Consider the following 23365-nt stretch of genomic DNA (forward strand, 5'->3'; position numbering starts at 1 on the left):
TCATCCTATTTTTGTAAAACAATAACACCTTCTAGTAAATTACCTATTTTTTCTTTTTGCTGTGGGCTTGTTTTTAATTTACGAGCCTCTCTAATCTCAATTACTTTAAATCCTTCATCTTCTGCAATAGATGCACAAATTTCAAGCGTATTTATTAATATATTAAAATATGCCGAATTGGATACATTAAAATAAATCTTACCTTTTTTCTTTAACTTTTTAAATAAGATCCTAAAAATATTTTGCATATCAACAAAGTACAGTCTTACCATATCAACTATTGATGTATTCCAAGTTTCTCCTTTATTTGCTGCCAGTTCTAATTTTTTCAATATTTCATTTAACTCGTCATTAACAACCGTTGTATTATCTGTCCACTTAATTTGCACATGTGAACGAAGTGTCTTTTCTCTCAATTCGCGAATATCATCACTATTCTTTGTAAACCCCATTGTTTTTAGTTCTAACATATATGTATCAGTGTAATCTCTTGAATTCAGATAGGGGGGTGATGTAATAACCAAATCAATAGATTCATCTTCTATTTTTTCAGCAATTCCTGAACGTGAGTCAAGGTTAAATAGTCTTTGTTTGTTATCAATTAATGTTTTTGTTCTGGAATCACGTATATCTGGTATAAGTTCATTTAATACCTTATTGTCAAATTTTTCAAAAACTTCTTTATCATTATATTTTCTATCTTTCCAATTCCTTTTATAAGACAGACACTTTCCATTGCGATAAAGGTTACTAACATCTAATAAAATGGAGGATAACGCTACCTTGAACAAATCACTATATACATTATCATCTATCAATCCAATTGCATAGTTCAACTTTTGTATATCCATAGCTACTTCCGTATTATAATTCCATTTTTCAATATCATCTCGTTGATATAGAGTTTTAAATTCTGTCTCTAATTCTATATTTCGTTCATCGTCTCTGTGTTCACATATAAATCGGAACCATTCATTAACCATATCTAATGAATAATTTTGTTCTAACTTAACACGTGCTATTAAATACATTAATGGATTAACCTCAAATGAATAACACTCAATCCCACTATTCTGCAACTCTAAAGCCGTAGTTCCACTCCCCGAAAAAGGCTCTAAGCAAGTCAAATTATTTGCTCTCATCTCTTTAATAATAGATTGAATAAACTCCTTTGAATATCCCTCAACAAAAGGATACCATCTATGGAACGGCTCAGTTTTATTCTTATTAAATTGCATGATTCGACCATAAACATTGAAATAATTTTTATAAGTATACATCGCCGCTCCAGCCTCTTTTCTTTACTGTATTAATATTATTATATCAAATCCACACTATTTCTACTACAATTATTTATAAATAAGCACGATATATTAATCTATATTAAATTCAAACTCCTGTTAAGAATAACCCTCTCATTCCACTGTCTAAGGATTTTATTTTTAACAGGGTTTAATGTAACTCCCTTCTGAATTGGCTCCCATCGCTTTTCAGTCCTCAAAATTTATTCGCTGTGTTATTGCAATGCCAGATTGAAACTGTATCTCTATCTTGCTTCATTGATGATTTTAACTATCCACAGCAGACGCCTTACGAGTTCATCATCAAATTCTTCCTTCAGACATCTCACTTTTTCATGTATATTTCCACTTCCTGCATCCTCTGGTCATAAAATTCTACCATTTATCCTTCCCAGATTACTTTGGCTTTTTTCTTCTTACAGTTCCTTGATCTCATCCGATAAGATGTGGCACTCTTTATCTAACACCTCATCGGCACATTCCGACTTGGTACCGTCCTCGATGAGTTCCATCGTCTGTTGCTGTCGTTCCTCAATCTGTTCGTCATATTCCGTTGGCTCTGTGGTTATGGAATAGCTTCTATTAAAAAATAATCAATGATTTTAAAATTGCTTTAGCACAATCTACAAATTTTGTATTCATCCTCTTCCACCAAACAAATAATAATCTGTCCCTCATAAACATCAATCCTTTTCACTTTTTCCTTCACAATATTCTCGTCATATATACCATCGCATAACACATCTGCAAGAATCTTTTTAATCTGTTCATCCTGTAAAGTAGGCGAATGTCTGCAAGCCTTCTTTCCTTTTTCCATTCTCGTACCACATCTCCACACGATTTTCCCTCGCTCCGTTCTCCTCCTAAATCCTGTGCCACAATTTCCACAGACCAGCAAATTGCTTATCAGATACTTGCTACTATACCGATTCCCACTGTTTACCTGTTCCCCGTTCTCATCAACTATCAATCTTGCCCTCCGAAACATTTCCTCCTGCACCTTATCAAAGATTTCAGGAGAAATAATTGCCGGATGACTTCCCTTTACATAATACTTAGCCCGCTGGCCTGTGTTTTTCTTTCTGATACCATGGAGATAATCTTCTGTAAAAGTCTTTTGCAATAATGCATCCCCTTTATATTTTTCATTTTTCAACATTTTCTGAATGGTCGTGACATCCCAAATTTCCTTTCCTGTCGCCGTTTTTATCTTCTGTTTTTCTAATTCCACCTTAATCTGTGAAAAGGTATTCCCTGCCAGATATAAATCAAATATATGTTTCACTACTTCTGCCTGTTCTGGCACTATTTCCAATTCTCCGTTTACACACCGATATCCCATAAATGCCTTATAATTTGTAAAAATTCCCTGTTCAAAGTTTCTTGTAACTGCCCACTGCATATTTTCACTCATATTTCTGCTCTCCTCCTGTGCCACCGCACCCGCTAATGTAATATATGCCTCAGTTTCGGGATTCATAGAATCCAGCTTTTCATTTTCAAAATACATTGAAATACCCCTTTCCTTCAAATATCTGACTATGTTTAGAATCTCCAATGTGTCTCTCGACACTCTGCTCACCGATTTTGTGAGTATGTAATCTACTTCCCCAGCCTCCGCCTGTTTTAGCATCTTTTCCAGCCCTGTACGCCCTTTTTTCCGTAATCCGCTTTTTCCAAAATCATAAAAGATTCCGGCAAATTCCCAATATGGATAATTCAATATCTGATTCATATATGCCCACATTTGACGAAACAGGCTGGCCTTCTGTTCTTTACTCCTTGTACTGACACAGCAATAGGCCGCTACCCTCAAACGCTTTGGTTCTTTAGGCGGAACCGGTATTAATCTGACTTTCTTCGTAAAGCTTTTCCACCTCCCCATAAGAAAAAAGACGTAAAAGCATGTTCGCCCTTACGTCTGCATATCCTCTATACTATTTTGTATCAATGATTTCCTCTGTTATCGACAGTTCTACATAACTTTTCTTATCATCTGCTACCCTTCGCAGATATTCCAAGCCACCATCTACACTACAGGTACCACAGGAACAGGCCTTAAAATCATACACCGATTTTGACTCAATCACCTCCCCACACACCTTACACTGAATACAATTTTTCAATATCTTCTCCATCTTACTTTCACCCCATATTTCTTCTTTCTCACCTCACCCTTTCCGCTGCAACAGGACAATGGACTCGCAGTGTGTTGGAGCTGTGAAACAAATTCTCGGAAGGCAGAATTTGGTCTTGGCGGGGGGCATTTATTTCATCAAAATCCATTCATGGTTTTTCTTTTTTCCGGTCTAGTTTCAAAGTATTATCATAATTCTTAATCCTTTTCTCTTGTTCTTTTTGCAAACTATTTACTTCTCACGTTCAACTACTGATTTCTTCCTTGATATTTCCTATATGTTCAATCATACAAGCCTTTACCTAAACAACATTTTTTAAATTTCTTTCCGCTTCCACAAGGACACAAATCATTCCTTCCAATTTTCACTTTCTTTAATGGCATACCCACTTCTACTGGTCTATACCCTTTATCGATTAGTACAAATTCTTTTATCCTATATAGATATTCTGCGACCACCAAGATTGCTTGGAATAAGTGTAGTGCTTCATTTTCAAATTCCAGAAGATATTCTGTTCTACTCTTTGATCTATCTTTAGGGTCTGGAATATATGTTATTTGTTGTGAAATCGCATCGTATTTAACATCATTATGTCCAATTGCATTACGCAATTTTGCATTAATGATAACTCGCAAATACTCTGTATAAATTTCTTCACTATCACATAAGTGATATCTATTCGCTTTGGAAATCCCAAAGAAATCATCCAAAGAATCAACTTTTCTTTCTAATCCAAGTTTAACTTTTTTGAAATCCCCTCGGAACTTTATATTGTTTAACGCAACTGGTAAAATCAATATATTTCCCAAAGCCTCATATACATCTAAATAAAACTGTTTTACCAAATCAAAGCTGCTGGTTGTCGACCCTTCTTCTACAAAGTCAATGCTATCTGCTTTACAAAATTGAGTAGCAAATGCTGGAATTAAGTATTGATAAACCTCAATAAACTCGTTCATCGTTTGATAGATGATTGATTGTAAATCGTCCAATGTATATCCTTCATGAGCATTTAAATAATCTATCAATTCTCTTATCTGATTAAAATCCAACTTTAGCACACTATCACTTACTGTACGTTCTGAAATCACATCACTCCTCAATGGTGTGATAAATCCCATAATCTCCACCAGATGCACCGCTCTTAAAATTTCCAATTCATTCTTCCCTGGAGCAAGCTTCTCTGGAATCAATTTCTTCACCTCTTGAATTAAATAGTCTTTATTTTCATTCTGAGACAAATCTAATATTCTTTTGTATTGCGCCCAGTTCTGTGCAGTTTCCATTAATCTGGATACACTTTTTGTAAACTTCTCATATCCATCATTCTCCTGCATTCGAATTTGGTTTCTCATAAATGGAGATAACACAAACTCTCTCTCATCAATACTCAGCTTTTTAGTTGGAAATTCTCCAGAACATTCAACAATATAATCTGACGATTCATTTTCTCTCAGAATTTCTGCATTCTCAAAACTGAATTCTAGCCCTGGCATATCCTGGCCTATTTTAACTTTTCCATTTAAAGAAATCCCACATTTTCTACACGCTACAACAATTGGATGTTCCTCCTGCCAACCAACTTGTAGCCTGATCCGTGTTACGCTACCACATACATGACATCTTATTAAGCAATTGTATACCAATTCACGCGCCTCCTCATGTAATCTATTTTAATGTCATTCCAAATTTTCTTTCACCCATCTTTGATAAACAGCATAGGAAAACGCAATATCTGTGACCCTTATTTCTAGTTTCCCTTCAGATTCTTCTTTTTGTACAATATGTTTCATAATACCATTCTCTTGAATCCTGTTTTTAATATCTACTGCGACTGATTCATCAAATCGCAAAAAGAATTCTTCAAAAGATGTCTTTTCGTCCTCATTCTCAAATATCAATATAGGAATTACCAATCCTTTGCGATCCGTACAAATATACTTACCATTTGTAAATAAGCCAAGCAATTTCCCATTGATAGAATCTTTGAGAAAATAATAATACATCCATCGTCCTATAATATAACTTTTCTCCGGCTTTGGTATAATACAACGCCCTAAATCCATATACCACAGTTCGGTTTCATATAATGTAGTTGTTAAATAATCCAATTTCAAATCTGCATAAAGCATTCTCTCATCATCATAAAAATAGCTTATGTAATCAAATCCTTCTGACGATTCTCCAGCAACAATCCTATACTCTGGATAATCTTGATGATATTGTTGTCTATTTATATCCCAATCTGCATCTGACCACCCTCTGAGATCATCCAATAACAAGTCAAATCTTTTAGCCGGCTGAAGACCGTAACCAAAATGCTTTCTCCATAAATATTCTGTATGTTCTATACTGGCTGTCCTATCCCTTGGAGTGTTCAAGCCGTTCGAGTATAAATTGCTCCAGCTCTCACTCTATTAATAAGTTTATGAGTATTCCCCCATTCCTTCCACAAATAATAAGGAGTATGTATTCCTCTATAAATCACAAGAATATCTACCTCATGTTCCTGGAATTTCAATGTATAAACTTCGGCTTGTGGTATATATCCTCCTGCAAACGGCTTATCTCTCAAAAATTTGATAATATCTGCTGTCTTATACCGTTTTTTCTCCGTGTTTTCAATTCCACAAACAGAGCCATCATCATTTGCTCCATATATTAAATAGGCATCTCTATTCTCTAAATTATTAGCCATGCAAATTATATCATGAAGCTTCTCCTCAGCTGTATCCGGATAATCCGATTTATAATCCCAATACCCACCTTCATATCCTCTTGCCAGTAATTCTTCGATAATTAATTTTAAATCCATATATCCTCCACATATCCTACATGTTCTGCCAATGTTCTATACTTCATGTCCTTCGCATCTGTAAAGGAAAATCATACTTCTGAATCCCTATAGGGGACCCATCTCGATATTCACCGTCTATGTATAAACTATATGCTTCATCACCAAAGTTCTCACAGTTTTTGAGCACCCGGTCAATATAATAATCTGCTTTACTTGATTTACCTACCGCATAGCTATCGAGGATAACGGAACATCCTTGCAAATATTTATCTCTTACAATATCGGTAAACTTTCCATGATACGAACAACTGCATCGCAAGTTTCCCCAAACTCAATCCCTGCAGCATAATCAAAATCTTTCTGGTAATTCTTCCACTGGCGATTCATAACTTCGCTGTTTCGAACCGTCTCCATACTCTTATGATATTGCTTGACAACTATTGACGACTCCCGCTTTCTAGTAGTTGCATCCAGCGCAAAGGCCAATGTTTCCGGATCAATATTTTCAGCCTGTAATTTGGTTAGTATATAAATGTCATAAAAATCTCTCGGTCGAGTATTCTGATCTCCACGGGAAATAACCGTTTCCAGTTTTTCAGCCAATATCGTTGCCATGTTATATGCCAGAACACAGATGCTGCGATTTTCCATCATCAATTTATATTTATATTCAACTTCACGAGGCGTAATTTTATCTCCGGTCGTAATGTCTAATTTTAAAGGCACTGCCATCGGAGGGTAATTCGCAGATAATGCTACGCGATAGCCGGTATACTCATCACCTTCACGTATTTCACCAATACTTTTGAAAGTAAAGGTGATCTCATCCTCCAAATTTATTTTAATAATTTCTTCTACCATTTTTTGAATCGTCTCTTTGCTCACAGGATATCGTTTAATTGTTGCATCCATATCCATCGTTGCCCTCGAATCCAGTCCAACCATAGAAGCAATTAGGAATCCACCCTTAATGATAAAATTATTCTGATATTCCGAAACCGATACCCGCTCTAAGAAACGCTCCAACATATAATTCTGCAACACAAGCTGTGCAGATATTTTTTTCTCTTTTGCAATATTCTTTACTACAGCCTTCAACTGCATCGCGTTTTTCACAGTAGTACCTCCAAATAAGATCTTAGTTTTTCTTCCACTTTCAGCACCCGTGCATATTCGGAAAGCTTCGGAATATTTTTCTTTTTATCAGCCACATATCGTTTAAATGCTTCAGAAACAATCTGTACATCTGTACGATTTTTTGTTCTTAAGATATCACATAATGTTCTTTCTGCACTGTATGCTCTGACGGCATTTCCTCCGGGAGTCATCAACTTATCAATTCCAAGACTGTAAAAAGGTTCTTTTGCACTACAGCACAAAATTCCTTCTGCTTTGGGGCCGGATAAATTGTACGTGTTTGGAAAGGTCATATGATATTTTTCCGGTGTCCTATCTGTCAAATCGCACAGGAATAATGCTGTATTAAGCGAAAAAACTCCCCGTTTATAACGGCTTTGGAGATTGACAAATTCATCTTCCCAAATCCCCGGTAATGTATAGACACCGCGTGAAGCACGTTCTAACCCACCGCTGTCAACCAGATGCTTTAAACTTCCTCGTGAAATACCTGCAGCGACAACCATTTCTGTAGTTATAATACCATTATTCTGCTGTGCAAGATTTAAAATCTGCTGAGAATGATTCATGTACCTCACCGCCCATTTGACTTTCTTGCTTAATATTATATATAAAATAAGCATAAAAGTCAAATCGAATTATAACATTACCAAGAAGAATAAACTATGACGAACTGCCAAGAACAAAATCCTCAGTCTATCTGAGGACTTTGTTCTTATCAATTTTTGTATCTGACAGGAACGGAAGAAAGTTCCTGTCGTTTCAATCATCAAAGTCAATTCGCTGTGTTATTAAAATTCCTGACCGGAAGTGAATCTCTATCTTATTTTCATTGATAACTCGTACCGTTTTCAAAAGCCGCCGTACCAGCTCATCATCAAACTCCCGTTTCAAGTAGCCAATCTTCCGGGTGTACTGCTCCATATCTTTCACGCGCTGTCCATAAGCATCCGCCAGTTGGCGTTCCTTGAGTTTCTTCGCCTTCTGTTTTTTCAGTTCCTTCATGCGGTCTGCAATCACACGGTATTCTTTATCAAAGTCCTCATCTGCGGTCTGCTTTCCGGCACTTTTTTCGATCAGTTCCAGCATTTTCTGTTGTAGTGTTTCAATTTGCTTATCATATTCTGTCGGCTCTGCAGATGCGGAATAGCTGCCAATGACTCGGATCACATTTTCACGGAACGCCTGCACGAATTTTCCCTGATCTTCCACCACGCTGCCGATGGCTGTCATAATCGCTTCATGGAGTGTTTTTTCTTTGAGGGTAGGGGAATGTTTGCACCGCTTGGAACCGTGCTTTAAACGGTTGTCACAGCGCCAAACCGCCTGTTTCTGTCCATACTTTGACCATACCTGCCTGCGATACGGCTGACCGCATTCCGCGCAGACCATGATATCCGACAGCACATATTTGGAACTGTATTTTCCTTTCTGTGGCGCATCTTTTTTACGGGATGCCGGACGGTAGATGCCGGCTCTGCGGGCCTTTTCCTCCTGTACACGGTGGAACAACTCTTTGGGGATAATGGGTTCATGGTCATCTTCAATGTAGTACTGCGGCACAATTCCACGGTTCTTCACTTTCTTTTTGGTCAGGAAATCCACGGTATAGGTTTTCTGCAATAAGGCGTCTCCCATGTATTTTTCATTTGAGAGCATCTTGTCAATGGTGGTTGCGAACCATGTTGTCTGCCCGGTTGCGGTTTTAACGCCATCCGCTTCCAGAATCCTTTTGATCCGGTAACTGCTGTTACCCTCCAGATACAGCCGGAAGATTCTGCGCACCACTTCCGCTTCTTCCGGTACGATTACAAGGTTTCCGTCCTCGTCTTTGGTGTACCCCATAAACTTGCTGTGATTGACGATCACCTTGCCTTCCTCGAATTTCCGGACGATTCCCCAGTGGCAATTCTCACTGATATTCCTGCTTTCTTCCTGTGCCTGACTGCTCAGTATGGTCAGCAGCAGCTCGCCGCTTCCTTCCAGCGTATTAATACTTTCCTTTTCAAAGAACACCGCAATGTTCTTTTCCTTCAGCTTTCGGATGTTGATCAGCGCATCTACTGTATTGCGGGCGAAGCGGCTGATGGATTTGGTCAGTACCATATCAATTTTTCCCGCCATACAGTCATCGATCATTGCTTGGAAATCCGAGCGTTTTTTCGTGCTGGTCGCGCTTTTTCCGTCATCGGCATAGATGCCCGCCAATTTCCAGTTCGGATTGCTCCTTATTTTTTCCGTATAATAACTGACCTGTGCCTCATAGCTGCTTTCCTGTTGTTCCTGCAGGGTGCTGACACGGCAGTATGCAGCTACACGCAAGGCTTTCATCTGTGGTCGGATATGGCGGTCATAGGTTCCCGTTGCCGGAATGACCGATATGTTCTTTTTTGCCTGTGCCATTTATGTTTCCTCCTTTATCGGTATGGTAATGCTCCGGCCGTTTTTCAGATAGAATTCCAGACAGGTATGTTTTTGCACCACAATTTTTCCTATGGTTCTCTCCAGCAATGTCAGGTCGCATGCAGTCTGTATTCCGACGCCACTCAGAGCATCTGCTGTTTTTTCATTCTGATAGGCTCTGTCATCGATGCGGATATTCCAATATTGTTCCGAAGCCCTCTGGAACGCCAGCTGTTTGACCTCCTGTGCATCACAACTCGGTTCTGCCAGCAGATTGTTGATCTGAGTGGTCAGCTTTCGCTCGGCTGTACTTTCCTGCTGCGGTAATTCCTTGAAGTCCGGCTTTAGATAGGAAGGTGTTTCTATTACCTGATTGACTGCCTGTATAAATGCCTGTTCCAATTGTTCTTCGCTTAAAAACCGGTTACGGCAGTGTACACGGTTACGATAGATGTAATGTTTGCACCTCCACTTCGGTGGTTTTCCTTTCTCTGTGTATTTGCGATAGGGCTGCCCGCATTCTCCGCAGACCAGCAGGCTGCTCCAGACGCTTTGATTCGCAAAGCTGTTTGGCTGGGCGGCTCTGCCCAAGTCTTTCACCCGTTGTATTCGTCTGCTCTGTACCTGCTCAAATATACTTTGTTCAATCAGGGGAGGGTAGAACTCGTCTCCTATATATTTTCGGTTCTCCAGAATCTTTCCGATAGATCCGTGGTTCCAAGTGGGTTTATGGCTTGCATTTAAGATTCCCCGCCGAGTAAAATCTTTTGCGATTCGATATGTGGAAGTACCTGCCAGGTATGTGTCGAAAATCTTCCGCACCAAATTCGCAGTTTCAGGCTCGATCTCAGCTTTGCCATTTTGTATATGATACCCAAGTGGTACATGCCTTTGCATTTACTGCACTTCCTTTCCATAGTGTTCTTCCAGTTCTAGACCGTTTTTCAGTTCAAAGCATAGCCTGTTGGGATACACTCTGATCCTTTCAACAATCAGTCGGAACAATTCTTCATCGAATTCTTCTATGATAGCTGGTCGGGTACGGAAGACCGTCATCAGATACTCGGTCTGCGCAATTTCCTGTTCCATCAGGTTCTGCTCTTTTAGGAACTGCTGCCTGCGGCTGATTTCTTCTAACTCGGTGTCCAGCTGATTCCGGCGTTCTATAAAAACAGCAGAGCCTACGTCGCCGTCCGAGAGGACTTTCTGCAACCAATGGCTCTGCTGTTTGAGTTCCTGTATTCTTTTTTCCAATGTGAGCAGTTCCTGCTCCTGTTCCATATCGTTCGGCACCGCCTTCAGTAGCGCAAGCAGGGGAAGCAGGACATCTTCCGCATGCCCGGCCAGCTTGTTCCACATGCTCACAAACATTTGTCGAATCACATCTTCCCGAATTGGTTTCTGCCTGCATTTTGTAATATCTGTGATATGCTGACGGCAGCTCCACTGAATCTTTTCATATGGCTTGCCGATATAGATTTTTTGCCGGCGGAATGTACTGCCGCACTCCCCACAGATGATCCGACCGCTGAACGCATAGCGGCTTTGATAAATCTCTACATTATCCATGCGGTGTTTCTGCCTGCGATATTCATAAATCTGACGTACCGCCTCCGCTTCTTCTCTGCTGATGATCGGTTCATGGTTATCCGATACCAGATACTTTGGCAGTTCCCCGTGATTATACTTTTTCGTAAACGGGATACCTTCCGTTGTATATGTTTTCTGATAGAGCAGATCGCCCTCATATACCGGGTTCTGAAGAATCCATTTCACAACACTGTCCTGCCATGATTTTGCTGTTCGGATAGTAGGAACTCCTTCTGCCTGCAGTTCTTTTGCAATCGCATAGGAACCTTTTCCACCGAGATATTCATCAAAAATCCTGCGGACGATAGCAGCTTCCTCCGATTGAATGATCAGATTGCCGTTTTCATCTTTCCGGTATCCATAAGCGGGAGAACTGATGACGAACGTCCCGTTTTGGAACCGTCGGACGATAGACCACCTGCTGTTTGTAGAGATGCTCTCTGACTCGCCCTGTGCGATGGAGCTTAAGATAGTCAGCAGCTGTTCACTTTTCTGAGACAGCGTACCGACTCGTTCTTTTTCAAAGTAGACCTCTATGCCAAGTTCTTTCAGCATACGGATGGTATTGATACTGTCCACCGTATTTCTTGCGAAACGGGTAACGGACTTTGTCAGGATGAGGTCAATTTTTCCTTGCCTGCAGTCCTGTATCATCTGTTGGAATCTGTCACGACTTTTTACTTTTGTACCGCTTCGCGCTTCATCCGCATAAATTCCGACCAATGTCCAATTCGGTTTTTCCTCAATGAATCGGGTGTAGTACTGTACCTGTGCTTCAAAGGAATTTTTCTGTTCCGCGCTGCCGGTGCTGACGCGGCAATAGGCGCATACCCGTTTAGGAGCGGCATATCCTGTGTCCTGTTTTTGCTTCACAGGCTCTATTTTTGTAATCTTCTTGCCCATGTTTTTCCTCCTTTCTCAGGAGCATTCCCTCCTGTCAGCACAACACAATACCACACCTTTTTTCAGATATCCAGTGTTTTTACGCATATACTTCCGCCAGTTCCGGAGAAAATGTTGACCGGTTCAGGGCATCAATTTGTGCATATTCCTCCGGCTCCAAAAAGCCGTTTTTCAGCATCAGATCCAGCAGTTTTCTGGACAGTTGATACTGCATTTCTCTGGTTTCTCTCTGTTCACTCACTGTATACCCTCCATTCTTCCGATGATACGCTGGAATCCGAACTTCAGTTTTCCCTCCAGCGGAGAATAAACCGCAATCCCCATCTTTTGAAGTTGTTCCAGTATCCTCAGTGCCTGACAGGTATCCCGATGAATCTGTGACAGGTTATGTACCAGTAAAACTTCCACCTGCTGCAAAGGGGCGGTTTTCAAAAAGTATTCCCATCCGGGGAGAACGTCACTGTTTCCGGCTGCCAGATCGGTGGAAGAGCCCTTCAACTGAAATCCCATCTGCTCCGCATAATCCATCAGCTGTTTCCTCTGTACTTTCAACATGCCCTGCACATCTTCCGGTGCATCAATACGGCAGTAAATCCATGCTTTTGGTTCCTGATGCATAACCATCCCTCCTGACTGTTGATATCTCGTGCTTATTTCTCTCTTAATCTTTGCTCCATTCCAAAACTGATTGCCAAAGACTGCTCCACCTCGGTCATTTCCTTTCGGTTTATTCTTCCGATGTACTCTCTTAATCTCGAAGCGTCAATGGTCCGTATCTGTTCCAACAACACTACTGATCCATATCGAAGCCCTTTGACATGGTACAATGCAACATGAGTGGGTAGAGGATGTTTGAACCGCCGTCCGGTAATCGCTGCCACAATCACCGTCGGGCTGTATTTATTGCCGGTATTATTCTGAACGATCAAAACCGGACGGATGCCGCCCTGCTCGCACCCGATGACCGGGGAGAGGTCCGCATAGAAAATATCACCTTTTCTTATTTGCATCTGTACCACCTCTTACTGCATAGACAGCTCCGCCATTGTGACTGCCTGATCTTCTTCCATAAAATATTCGTCTGCTGTATCTCTGTCTACGGCAAGAATTTCTCCCGGCTTTGCTTCTCCCATCTGGATCGGGGCAAGGAATTTTAAGATTTCACGGCAGAGATTCTGATTCGGACACCGATTCAAAAATCTGCCGGTCGTATCCAATATCAGCCGGTCCAGCATATCCGTTACAATCATCTGCCGGGCATCCATGAAATGGCTGCCGACAAAATTTGCAAGATTTTCCGGTGTGGTTGAAATCAAATACTCTTTGCGCTGCCCTCCGGCTGCAGGATACAAATAGGCGTATCCGATTGCTTCCGTATCCATAATCCGTTCCACCATTTGCTTTTCTTTCTGATTCATTCTGTGTTCCTCCTTTATTTTTTGCTCGGTTTCATAACACAAGGACAGCGGCAGTCCCGATTTATTCTCCTACATCATCAGGAGAGCAGCAGGGAACTGCCGCCGTAGTTTCTGTTATGAAAAACGACTTGTTCTTCGTTTTCTCTGGCTTCTATTCGACACTACTTCCCGAAGCCGGATGCCTGTGCATCACTGGGCAGCAGACACAGACCGGTCATGGTCAGTGACCGTCATGGGATTCTCACCCCTCCGAGGATCTCTCCGAGCCGCCCTCATTGCGTAATCCCGCTTTACACGGGGCTGTGACTGGACGGAAGTATCATTGTAGGCTGTTCAGGTCATGGCAGGCAGCCCACCGCAGGCTGCTTTGGAACGGATATTTCCCGCTTTGCGCCTTTGATGTGATCGTATTGACAGGTTTTTTTACCTGCAGGCGGTCTTGGCGTATCCTTCCGGTGCTTTTCCTTTTGGGCTGAACAGCTAATGTATCTGTGCTGCCGGATATGACTGCCTGTCAGCAGTATTTTTCAAAGAACAGATGAGAGAACAAGTCCTCTCACTTACTTCCACGTTGGCGGAAATCTTTGCACACCCCGGATCACAAATTTTCCAAAATATTTTTGAGTTTTTTCAGGATGCGGTTTTTTCGCTTGTGAACCGCATTGTGATAAATCTTCAATTCTTCCGCCAAATCACGTTCCGTCCGTTCCTCAAAAAACAGCTGTCTGATGAGATATTGCTCATCTTCAGAGAGCAGGGAAAGAGCCTTATACAGTTGTTCAAACTGCATATTCTGTATCGCCAATTCCTCTGTCTGATTTTCTTCCTCAAACTGCACATCTTGTTCCAGCAGCCGTTCATAGGAATCCTCACGGCTTGGGATTACCCGAACGGTCTGTGTTTTTGGGTCTATCATGGTTCTTTCTGTTTTCAGGTCATACTCCTGATACTGCATCTTCCGTTCCGTCGTTCTTAAAACAGCGATCACCTCTTCGCTGGCCTCCGGATATAATTTTCTGAAATCCGGAATTTTATATGGCTTTGCCATAGGCTTGTCCTCCTTTTCGAATTCATGCGAAAACGAAGGACAAGCGGCGGACTCCGGCAGTGACATAAATTCATATCAGAGCGCAAAAAAGCGCCTGCATAGACATAAAAGTCTATACAGACGCTTAATTCGTATTTTTTATGTTCTGATTGTTCCTCTTGTTGTCCGGAATATACCAATTGTGGGGATACGCTTTTTTTAAGCGTTTACCGTTATACAGACATCCGGTTTCAATAAATGGTGCTGCTTCGGATCAGCAGCATAATATCCCAACACATAAAAACACCCCTCCTTGCTCAAACGGAGCTTGAAGGGGAATAATGTCTAGGCATACTCTTATTGCCCGTCAAAATACCGTTTTTTTTGACGGGTTTTATCAGCCTTTAATATTTGATAAAAAATATACACCTATTTGGATGCGGTTTGTATGTAGATTGGACAGTCTTTATCTGACTCAATTTTCTACCGGATTCTACTGATGATATTGGCAATCACCATCAGAAAACTCTCACTATCTTCATACCAAACTTTTTAAAAATTTGTTCTTTACTGCATAGCCGACCGGGATATTATACCAGAAATATCAACACGCCATATTCACACTTTGATAAGGTAACACCTTTTCCATTCTCTCCATTAACCGCCTGATAACAAACTGATTTGTAAAGAATCGGTGACGTTCAAATACTGTTTCGGCTCTTTCACATTCCACAATGGTTAAAGGACGATAACTGTCAGCATACATTGTCAAATGCCCCCATTACGTAGAACATTCATTGCATAACTGATACTGTATTTGGCATACCCCCATATTCCAGACAAGATCAATGTAGCGTATCGTACCTTTTTATTTTGCAGGATTAATACAGTTTCTAAGTAATCCTCTCCTGACACATGGGGTTTCAGCACTGCATCACCGCCCATGTTTTCCACATATTATTAAATCTGGATTTCTTACTTCTCGGAAGCTCTTAAAGCGTCCATTTGCTTAAATTCATTTATCATCATACCAACCGCAACAATAAATACTGTCACATCAGTAATAAGCGGAGCAGCAAATACGCCATGTACACCAAATCCAGCAATATGGGGCATGATGATGGCGGCAGGTATGTAAATGGCTATCTGGCGTAAGATAACTAGAACGCTCGCTTTTGTAGCTCTGCCAAGGGACTGCATCAGAGTCAGAACCACAATCCAGACTCCCAACAAAACATATGACAGGAAAAACAGTCGGAAATCCCCTACTCCCAGTTCAACTACAGATGATGTTGTAATAAACATAGAGAGAATTTTCTTTGGTACTAACATAATCGGAAGGTAGAAAATAAGTGCTAAGAAAGTTGCTGTGATCGCAAACACTTTCGTGATATGCTTTACCCTGTCGTATTGTTTTGCACCATAATTGGTTCCGACCGCCGGCTGATATCCCTGGGAAAGCCCCCATAAAGGAATAAATGCAAAAGACACTACCCGGTATGTCGCACCAAGTATAATCTGCCATGTATCTCCGCCATGCTGTGCTGCAAGATTATAAAGTGCGGTTTGCTGTACTAACATCATAACCTGCATGAGCATTGCAGAAAAGCCTACTCCAATGATTTCCGAGAAAAGAGTTTTTTCAATACGAATTGCATTGATTCTCACATTCTTACTTTTGATCTTAAAATACCAAAGAGAAGCCATTGCATACGCGATCTGCGAAACCAATGTTGCATAAGCAGCTCCATCAATCCCCATGCCATAACGCTTTAGAAGTAAAATAAAAATCGGGTCAAGTATAATATTCATAATAGCGGAACCAGCGCTAAAGAACATTGCCTGTTTCAACAATCCCTCTCCACGCATAATCATATTTGAGGACTGTGCGAAATTGACAAACAGACTGCCTGCAAAAATGATGCGTAAGTACCGAACTGCCAGCTCTAGAATTTCTCCGCTTGCACCAGAAAGCATTAAAATCTGTTTCGTAAAAATCATGCCTATCACCATGATGATAAGAGAAAAAATCAAAACCATGGCTATCAGATTTCCCATTATTTTGTCAATTGTATGCTGATCCCTTTTTCCAATCGCCCTGGACAGGATTGAAGCGGAACCGATACCAATGAGTGTAGAAATACCACTATTGGCAAGCGTAAATGGATATGACACAGATACCGCTGCCATAGCACTATCTCCTACCATTTGTCCGACATAAACTCCGTCCATAAAATTGTAAAGACCAACAACCACCATGCCGATAATAGATGGTACGCTAAGTTTTAATACTAAACTTTGCGGGTTGTCATGAAGAAGCATAGACCGAGTATCATTGTTATCAGTCATAATATCACCTTCTTATCTATTTTAATTGTCAATATGTTAAGTTACCGAAAATTGCTTTGTTTTCAAAAGAACTACGTCCCAGCCTAATATATGTAGCTGGATTAACTGCACAATTCTCTTTCCTTTGTAAACATTATTACCATCTGTTCCTTAGACTGACCAGCCAAGACTTTCCTGCTGTATATAGAATAATTTGCTGTACAGTCCTTTTTGTTCAAGAAGCTCTTTGTGTGTCCCCTGTTCCACCAGTTCCCCCTCGTTCAATACCAGGATTTGGTCGGCATCTACTACTGTCCGCAGACGATGGGCAATCATTATAACTGTTTTCCCTTCTACAAGTCTGGCAATGGCCTGTTGAATCAATACCTCGTTCTCCGGGTCAAGGGAAGCGGTTGCCTCATCCAGCAGAATAATGGGAGCATTTTTTAATAGTGCGCGGGCAATGGAAATACGCTGCCTCTCTCCGCCTGACAAGGTACTGCCATTTTCACCAAGGGTCGTGTCATACCCCTCCGGCAGCCGTCTGATAAACTCATCACAATGAGCTGCTTTTGCAGCCGATACAACCTGCTCATCACTGGCATTCATATTTCCAATTCTAATATTATTAAATACCGTGTCATTAAATAAGGTCACATCCTGAAAAACAAATGACATGCTACGCATTAAATATTCTGGTTCAATTTGTTTCAGGTCCTTACCGCCGATTGTCACAGTACCTTTATCTACATCCCAAAAGCGGGCAATGAGTTTTGCCAGGGTACTCTTTCCGCTTCCGGACGGTCCAACCAGGGCAGTAATGCTACCTGTATTTATTTTTGCCGAAACATTTTTTACTACATCTTCTTTTCCATAGGCAAATGTAACCTGATTTAACTCGATATCATAATCCTTAATGTCCTGTTCTTCTCCCTCCATTGCCGGTGTTGTCAGCAGTATACGCATCCGCTTTGTAACCGTTCCCAGATGGAACAAACTGGTAAGCTGTGATAGGATAGATAATATCGGTCCATAAATTTGTGTAGAAAACATCAATAAAACCAGGAGGGGGTATAATTCAATCTGTCCACCTGTAATCAGGACTGTACCGATAAATATAGTGATTCCCAGGCTTGCCTGTAAAATCAGGCTCGCACATTGCACAAGAATACCGGAAGCCAATTCCACTTTAATTGCCGTCTTTTTCATTGCCAGGAGAGCCTTATTCAGTGTCTGAAAACGTTCTCCGCTCAAGCCACAGGATTTGATAATCTTGATTCCCTCCAAATACTCCTGAATCTGACTGGACGCCGCCAGTTTCACCCCCACCTGCTGGTCAAACAGGTGTAATTGCAGTTTACGGCCACACCATATTATAAAGAAGCAGACAGGCATGGTACAAAATATTGCTAATGCCATGCGCCAGTCAAAAAAGGCCAGACATACGCATGTAAGTGTAACCGATATAATATTTGCTATGAGCGGAGGAATCGTACTGCTAAGCATGGATTCCATGCTGGCACAATCAGCCATCATATTTGTAGTTATATCTGACAAGTCTTTTGTGTTAAAAAAGCTCATAGGAAGCCTTCTTAAATGTTCAGCAATCCGTAACCGCGTGTTGCTTGCTTCCTTATATGACGCAAGGTAAGTTTTTTTATAATCATTCTTTGCAGCGATAAAGACCAGGATTGTTGCAAGCACTCCGATCACCAATAATACCCACATAGTTGACCAGGATATCTCCTGCCCCATAAAGGGCTTTAAAAGCTGGCCGAACAACAGAATTGGAATCGCAGATGAAAGCATAATGGACAGGTTTGTCAATGTGCAGGCAAAAATCGCTTTTTTAAGGTCTGAATATCCTTTATCAGATAATAACAGTCGTTCTTGTAAAAATTTCATTTCGTTACACCGCCTTCCCTGTATGGATTTTCCAATTGACTGATTCTACATAACTGTTCCACATCTGCGTGTATTTTCCGCCATTTGCTATTAATCCATCATGGGTTCCCTGTTCAATGAGATGTCCCTGCTCTATAACAAGAATCTGGTCGGCGTTACGGATCGTGGAAAGCCTGTGGGCAATCATAACCACTGTTTTGTCTTTAATCAATTTCTCAAAAGCTTTCTGTATTAAATATTCATTTTCCGGATCGCTAAATGCAGTTGCCTCATCCAGTACTATGATGGGGGAATCCTTAATTATGGCCCTGGCAATGGCAATCCTCTGCCGTTCCCCGCCAGACAAGCGGATTCCGGAAGAACCAATTACCGTATGATACCCATTCGGCAATTTTTCGATGAATTCGTGACACTGGGCCGCCTTTGCAGCCTCTATAACCTGCTCTTCTGTTGCATCAGGATTTCCCATCCGAATATTATCCAAAACACTTTGTTTAAAAAGAAATGTGTCCTGAAATACAAAACCAACCTGCTTCATCAGTTCCGCAAGGGGAATTTCACGGATATCTACTCCTCCAATTTGAATATTTCCCTCTGTCACGTCCCAAAAACGGGAAATCAAATTAGCAATGGTGCTCTTTCCTCCTCCTGACGGACCAACGATTGCTGTCACCTCTCCCTGTCTGGCATGAAACGATACGTTATCCAGCGCCTTAACAACCACATCTGCTTCAGCTTCATAAGAAAAGCTCACATGAGCAAAGACAATATCCATCCCCTGCTCTTTGGCGCCGCCTCTGTAATCCGGCAAAACAGGTATATGTAAAATTTCTTCCATACGCTCCACATTGCCGTCAATCTGGGTAAACGACTCCGAAATGAACATGATCTTATTTAAGATACCAGATATGGCCGGCACTAAAATCAAATAAAAGATAAAGGTTAGGGAGTAGTTTCTGTAATCCGTCACATTTCTTCCAATCAATATACCTACAGGAATCAGCAACAAATAGATGCTGTGGATAATCGCTGTAAACGCCGGCATGCAATTCCTCCACCCCATGGCATATTCCAATATGAAGGAGGTGTAATCAGTTATGGATTTGCTTAATCTTTTAAATGAATCTGCCGTCTGATTAAAGGCTTTGATTTCAGGCATCCCTCGCACATATTCCACAGATGCATTATTCATATCTTCCTGGGCAGACTGAAAACGGTGCATCTTCTCTTTGGCCGCCCCATTGAATCCTGAAAATTGAATGGCAAAGGCCAGCATAATTCCAAGAAGAGAGGCAACACCATAACGCCAGTCAACAGCCAAAAGAATTATGACTAAAATAAGCGGAGCCACAAGAGATGCAACAAAATCTGGGAATTGATGGGCGATAAACTTTTCAATACTTTCTATATTTTCGTCCATAATCTTCCTCATACGGCCACTTCCGATGGTCAGATGATATCCTAACGGGATTGCAGTGATATGATTCGCAAAGTTTAACTTCAATTCATATAATGTGCCAAATGCTGCCAGATGGGAACACATCAGAGCACAGAAATAGAGTACTACATTTCCAGCAATACCCGCCAAGGCAAACCAGCCGTACATCAAAATGGTCGTCATATCTGCCGCAGGCATATCTGGAAACACCAAGATCAGTTCCCTAATAACAAAATAAATTGCCAGATATGGTATAAACGAACATACTGCCGCCAACGCAGACAGAATTCCTGAAATAATCACTAATCCTTTGTGTTCTGATGCCAGTTTCAAGCAACGTGCCATTCCTGTTTTCCTTTTCTCCTCCTTATTCTTTTCCTGTTTCATTGTTTCTCCTCCAATTCTATAATATTCGCGCCGCAATTAGAATCAACTAACTGTAGTATATTATAATGAAAAAATCCACAGTTCTCTACTCCATTTCATAATATTTTTCTAAAAATAGCCTGAAATCTCAACAAATTTACCCTTTTACTGATAGTTCAATACCCCATTTTCTCCAGTAAATAATCGGCAGAATTTATCAAAAAATCATCTGTCACCTTTCCATCTTCCAACCTAAGTGCTCTCTGGCAACAAGACAGCACACATTCTGCATCATGGGTAATTACCAGAATTGTACGTCCTCTCTTTGCCAGTTTCTGAATAATATGGCTGACCTTTCTCATATTTACTCCATCAAGACCACTGGTTGGTTCGTCTAAGATAATAATAGGGGCATCATGCATCAACGCTACTGCCAATGCGAGCCTTTGTTTTTGCCCCCCTGACAAAGTGGATGGGTGTTGTTCCCTAAACTCATGCAAATCCAGTTCCATTAATATCTGCTTAGCCTTTTCCTTTATTTCTGGTGATTCTCCATTGCCCAGTATCAGCTCGTCTATCAAATCCTCACCAAACAACTGGCTATCGAGATCCTGGGGAATATACCAGACCGTTCCCCTTCTCTTTTTTATGTTGCTTTTCTTTCCAAACAAAGTAACACGGCCTGAATCTTCTTTTAATAATCCCGCGAGCATTTTTCCCATCGTACTTTTCCCCATCCCATTGGAACCTATGATAGCGATAGATTCTCCTCTCCTGCAGGAAAAATTGATATGATCTGCAACTACTAATTTACCAAATGTTTTACATAAATCTTTTACTTCTACAGTCACTTCATTGTTATTTTCAAATGGCATATGAAAACAAGACACCGCATGCAGATCAGGGCTTCTTAAGCCCAACTTACGGATTTCTTCTGTAGACAAGCGCCCAACCTCAGCTTGTGTAAATTCATGTATAATGCATCCATTTTTTATATATATAAACCTATCTGCAATTGGCATCAAGTAATAAAGTCTATGTTCTGCAATCAGAATTGTTTTGCCCTTTTCTTTCAATTTCCTTATTGTATTACCCAATCTCTCTGTTGAATCCGTATCTAAATTTGCGGAGGGTTCATCCATAACATAAATTTCAGGCTCTATTGCCTCAGCAGAAGCAATCGCTACTTTCTGTCTCATTCCATAGGAAAGGTTCCGAATATTATAATTTAATATATCCTCTATCCCCATACTATCAGCTGAAGCATGGACATGGGTTACAATATCTTCGTGCGAATACCCATAATTCTCACATCCAAATGCAATCTCCCCTGCTACCTCATTGGCAAAAAATTGACTCCGTGGATCTTGAAACACATTTCCTATAATCTTTCCTCTCTCCCAAGATGGATAACTTGAAAGGGGGTATTTATCTACAGAAACTGTCCCTTTTAAATCGCCTTCATAAAAATAAGGAATTAGTCCATTAATAACTCTGGTCAATGAACTTTTTCCACTACCTGACGGACCGGTTATAACCACTGTTTCCCCCGCCTTAATATTTAAATTAATATCAGTAAGTTGGGGGATTTTATGTTTATATGAAAATGTCACATGTTGTATTTCTATTTCTTTTCCCATTTTTATTCTCCATCTTCTAATTAGCTTCTCAGCTTTCTATAATCTTTTGGCAAAATGCCATAGACATCTTTAAACGCAATTGAAAACTTACTTGCATTGGAATACCCTAATGAAAAGGCAATTTCACCAATTTTCATTTCACCATCTAAAATCAGCTTTTTAGCAATTCCCATTTTGTATTTCTTCAAAAATGCATATGGGGAGTCTCCATAAATATGATTAAATATTGTTTGAAACATAGTAGTCCCCATATTTTTTTCTTTCACCAATTGTTTAAGTGAATACTTCTCGTCTAAGTGAGTAATCATGTAGTTCCAGATTTCTTTGACTGCCTCAATTTGGTCTTTGGGATAATATTGTTCCTCCTCAGCGTCATTTCGTTCGATATTTTGTAAATAGAAAAGAAGTTCTAGAGTTTTAATCGCAAAGTAACAAGAACTCTGCTTCCCTTTTGCCTCATAGATTTCATCAAACAATCGTTGTAATTTGGAAGGGATCTTGCTGATATACCATGCGTTATTCAATGATAATTTTTCCTCAATTGGCTTAATATCTATGGAAAAATTATCCATAATCTTTTTAGTGGACAAACTCATTTTTTTCTTGTCAATCACCAAAGTAATAGCATTAAAGTAACCGAATGGAAAATAATAGGAAGATGGCAAATGCTCCCCGCTGCCAATCCAGAAATGATCCTCCGACAGATGGATGCATCTATTATTCGCAAATTCACAGACAACTCTTCCCCTGCAGCAACAAGTAATCTCCAGAATCTCGCTGTATGGAGTTACTGGGATAAAAGCATCTTCGGAATTAAACTCCATAAATACCATTTCCATTCCCTCAAATGCTTTGTATGTAACAATCAAACCTTTTCCCTGGCATTCGTATCGTTCTATCAAACAATCACTATCACTGTGGATAACTCTGGCGTTTCGGCCGTACCATTCCTGCACCTCCTGTTTTTCTAACAT

21 protein-coding genes are annotated in these 23365 nt (G+C 40.5%); all 21 read right to left on the reverse strand.

The window, feature by feature from the left end; translation table 11 throughout:
- Positions 1-5 precede the first annotated feature (5 nt).
- Positions 6-1280: a TRM11 family methyltransferase gene (locus tag FYJ39_RS15110; RefSeq protein WP_154473290.1), complete on the reverse strand. Its 1275-nt coding sequence runs from the start codon at positions 1278-1280 to the stop codon at positions 6-8.
- A 634-nt stretch (positions 1281-1914) separates the two neighbouring features.
- Complete coding sequence (locus FYJ39_RS15115) at positions 1915-3186, reverse strand: recombinase family protein (protein ID WP_195840456.1); 1272 nt, start codon at positions 3184-3186, stop codon at positions 1915-1917.
- A gap of 52 nt (positions 3187-3238) precedes the next feature.
- Positions 3239-3439: a DUF7695 domain-containing protein gene (locus FYJ39_RS15120; RefSeq protein ID WP_154473291.1), complete on the reverse strand. Its 201-nt coding sequence runs from the start codon at positions 3437-3439 to the stop codon at positions 3239-3241.
- Between the two features lie 281 nt (positions 3440-3720).
- A complete protein-coding gene (locus tag FYJ39_RS21395; protein ID WP_328597561.1) occupies positions 3721-5085 on the reverse strand; it encodes a YecA family protein in 1365 nt (454 codons plus the stop codon).
- Between the two features lie 33 nt (positions 5086-5118).
- Positions 5119-5721, reverse strand: a complete 603-nt coding sequence (locus FYJ39_RS15130) for a hypothetical protein (protein WP_154473292.1) — start codon at positions 5719-5721, stop codon at positions 5119-5121.
- A gap of 95 nt (positions 5722-5816) precedes the next feature.
- Positions 5817-6254 carry an AlbA family DNA-binding domain-containing protein gene (locus FYJ39_RS15135; protein ID WP_154473293.1) on the reverse strand — a complete coding sequence of 146 codons (438 nt, stop codon included), beginning with the start codon at positions 6252-6254 and terminating at the stop codon, positions 5817-5819.
- Positions 6255-6509: 255 nt separating this feature from the next.
- Entirely contained in the window at positions 6510-7352 is an 843-nt protein-coding gene (locus tag FYJ39_RS15140) for a nucleotidyl transferase AbiEii/AbiGii toxin family protein (RefSeq protein WP_328597562.1), read from the reverse strand.
- Positions 7349-7942 (reverse strand): type IV toxin-antitoxin system AbiEi family antitoxin domain-containing protein, encoded by a 594-nt coding sequence (locus tag FYJ39_RS15145; protein ID WP_154473294.1) that lies wholly within the window; start codon positions 7940-7942, stop codon positions 7349-7351. The genes FYJ39_RS15140 and FYJ39_RS15145 overlap by 4 nt, the downstream gene beginning before the upstream one ends.
- A 193-nt stretch (positions 7943-8135) precedes the next feature.
- Positions 8136-9776 carry a recombinase family protein gene (locus tag FYJ39_RS15150; protein ID WP_154473295.1) on the reverse strand — a complete coding sequence of 547 codons (1641 nt, stop codon included), beginning with the start codon at positions 9774-9776 and terminating at the stop codon, positions 8136-8138.
- Positions 9777-10673, reverse strand: coding sequence for a recombinase family protein (locus tag FYJ39_RS15155; protein WP_154473296.1), 897 nt, complete (start codon positions 10671-10673; stop codon positions 9777-9779).
- Complete coding sequence (locus tag FYJ39_RS15160; protein WP_154473297.1) at positions 10674-12269, reverse strand: recombinase family protein; 1596 nt, start codon at positions 12267-12269, stop codon at positions 10674-10676.
- Positions 12270-12348: 79 nt separating this feature from the next.
- Positions 12349-12510, reverse strand: a complete 162-nt coding sequence (locus FYJ39_RS15165) for an SHOCT domain-containing protein (protein WP_154473298.1) — start codon at positions 12508-12510, stop codon at positions 12349-12351.
- Positions 12507-12887, reverse strand: a complete 381-nt coding sequence (locus tag FYJ39_RS15170) for a recombinase family protein (RefSeq protein ID WP_154473299.1) — start codon at positions 12885-12887, stop codon at positions 12507-12509. Before FYJ39_RS15170 ends, FYJ39_RS15165 begins: the two co-directional genes overlap by 4 nt.
- A 32-nt stretch (positions 12888-12919) precedes the next feature.
- A complete protein-coding gene (locus FYJ39_RS15175) occupies positions 12920-13279 on the reverse strand; it encodes a type II toxin-antitoxin system PemK/MazF family toxin (RefSeq protein ID WP_154473300.1) in 360 nt (119 codons plus the stop codon).
- Between the two features lie 12 nt (positions 13280-13291).
- The gene (locus FYJ39_RS15180) at positions 13292-13687 is read right to left on the reverse strand and encodes a hypothetical protein (RefSeq protein WP_154473301.1); all 396 of its coding nucleotides are present in this window, start codon (positions 13685-13687) and stop codon (positions 13292-13294) included.
- Between the two features lie 598 nt (positions 13688-14285).
- The gene (locus FYJ39_RS15185) at positions 14286-14735 is read right to left on the reverse strand and encodes a sigma factor-like helix-turn-helix DNA-binding protein (protein WP_154473302.1); all 450 of its coding nucleotides are present in this window, start codon (positions 14733-14735) and stop codon (positions 14286-14288) included.
- Positions 14736-15689: 954 nt separating this feature from the next.
- Entirely contained in the window at positions 15690-17063 is a 1374-nt protein-coding gene (locus tag FYJ39_RS15190; RefSeq protein ID WP_154473303.1) for an MATE family efflux transporter, read from the reverse strand.
- A gap of 150 nt (positions 17064-17213) precedes the next feature.
- Entirely contained in the window at positions 17214-18947 is a 1734-nt protein-coding gene (locus tag FYJ39_RS15195; RefSeq protein ID WP_044945848.1) for an ABC transporter ATP-binding protein, read from the reverse strand.
- 4 nt (positions 18948-18951) lie between these two features.
- On the reverse strand, positions 18952-20772 hold the full coding sequence (locus FYJ39_RS15200) for an ABC transporter ATP-binding protein (RefSeq protein WP_154473304.1): 1821 nt from the start codon (positions 20770-20772) through the stop codon (positions 18952-18954).
- 155 nt (positions 20773-20927) lie between these two features.
- The gene (locus tag FYJ39_RS15205; protein WP_154473305.1) at positions 20928-22391 is read right to left on the reverse strand and encodes an ABC transporter ATP-binding protein; all 1464 of its coding nucleotides are present in this window, start codon (positions 22389-22391) and stop codon (positions 20928-20930) included.
- A gap of 20 nt (positions 22392-22411) precedes the next feature.
- Positions 22412-23365, reverse strand: coding sequence for a helix-turn-helix domain-containing protein (locus FYJ39_RS15210; RefSeq protein WP_154473306.1), 954 nt, complete (start codon positions 23363-23365; stop codon positions 22412-22414).

Origin of the sequence: Clostridium porci, from assembly GCF_009696375.1 — a bacterium.
Lineage (GTDB): Bacteria > Bacillota > Clostridia > Lachnospirales > Lachnospiraceae > Enterocloster > Enterocloster porci.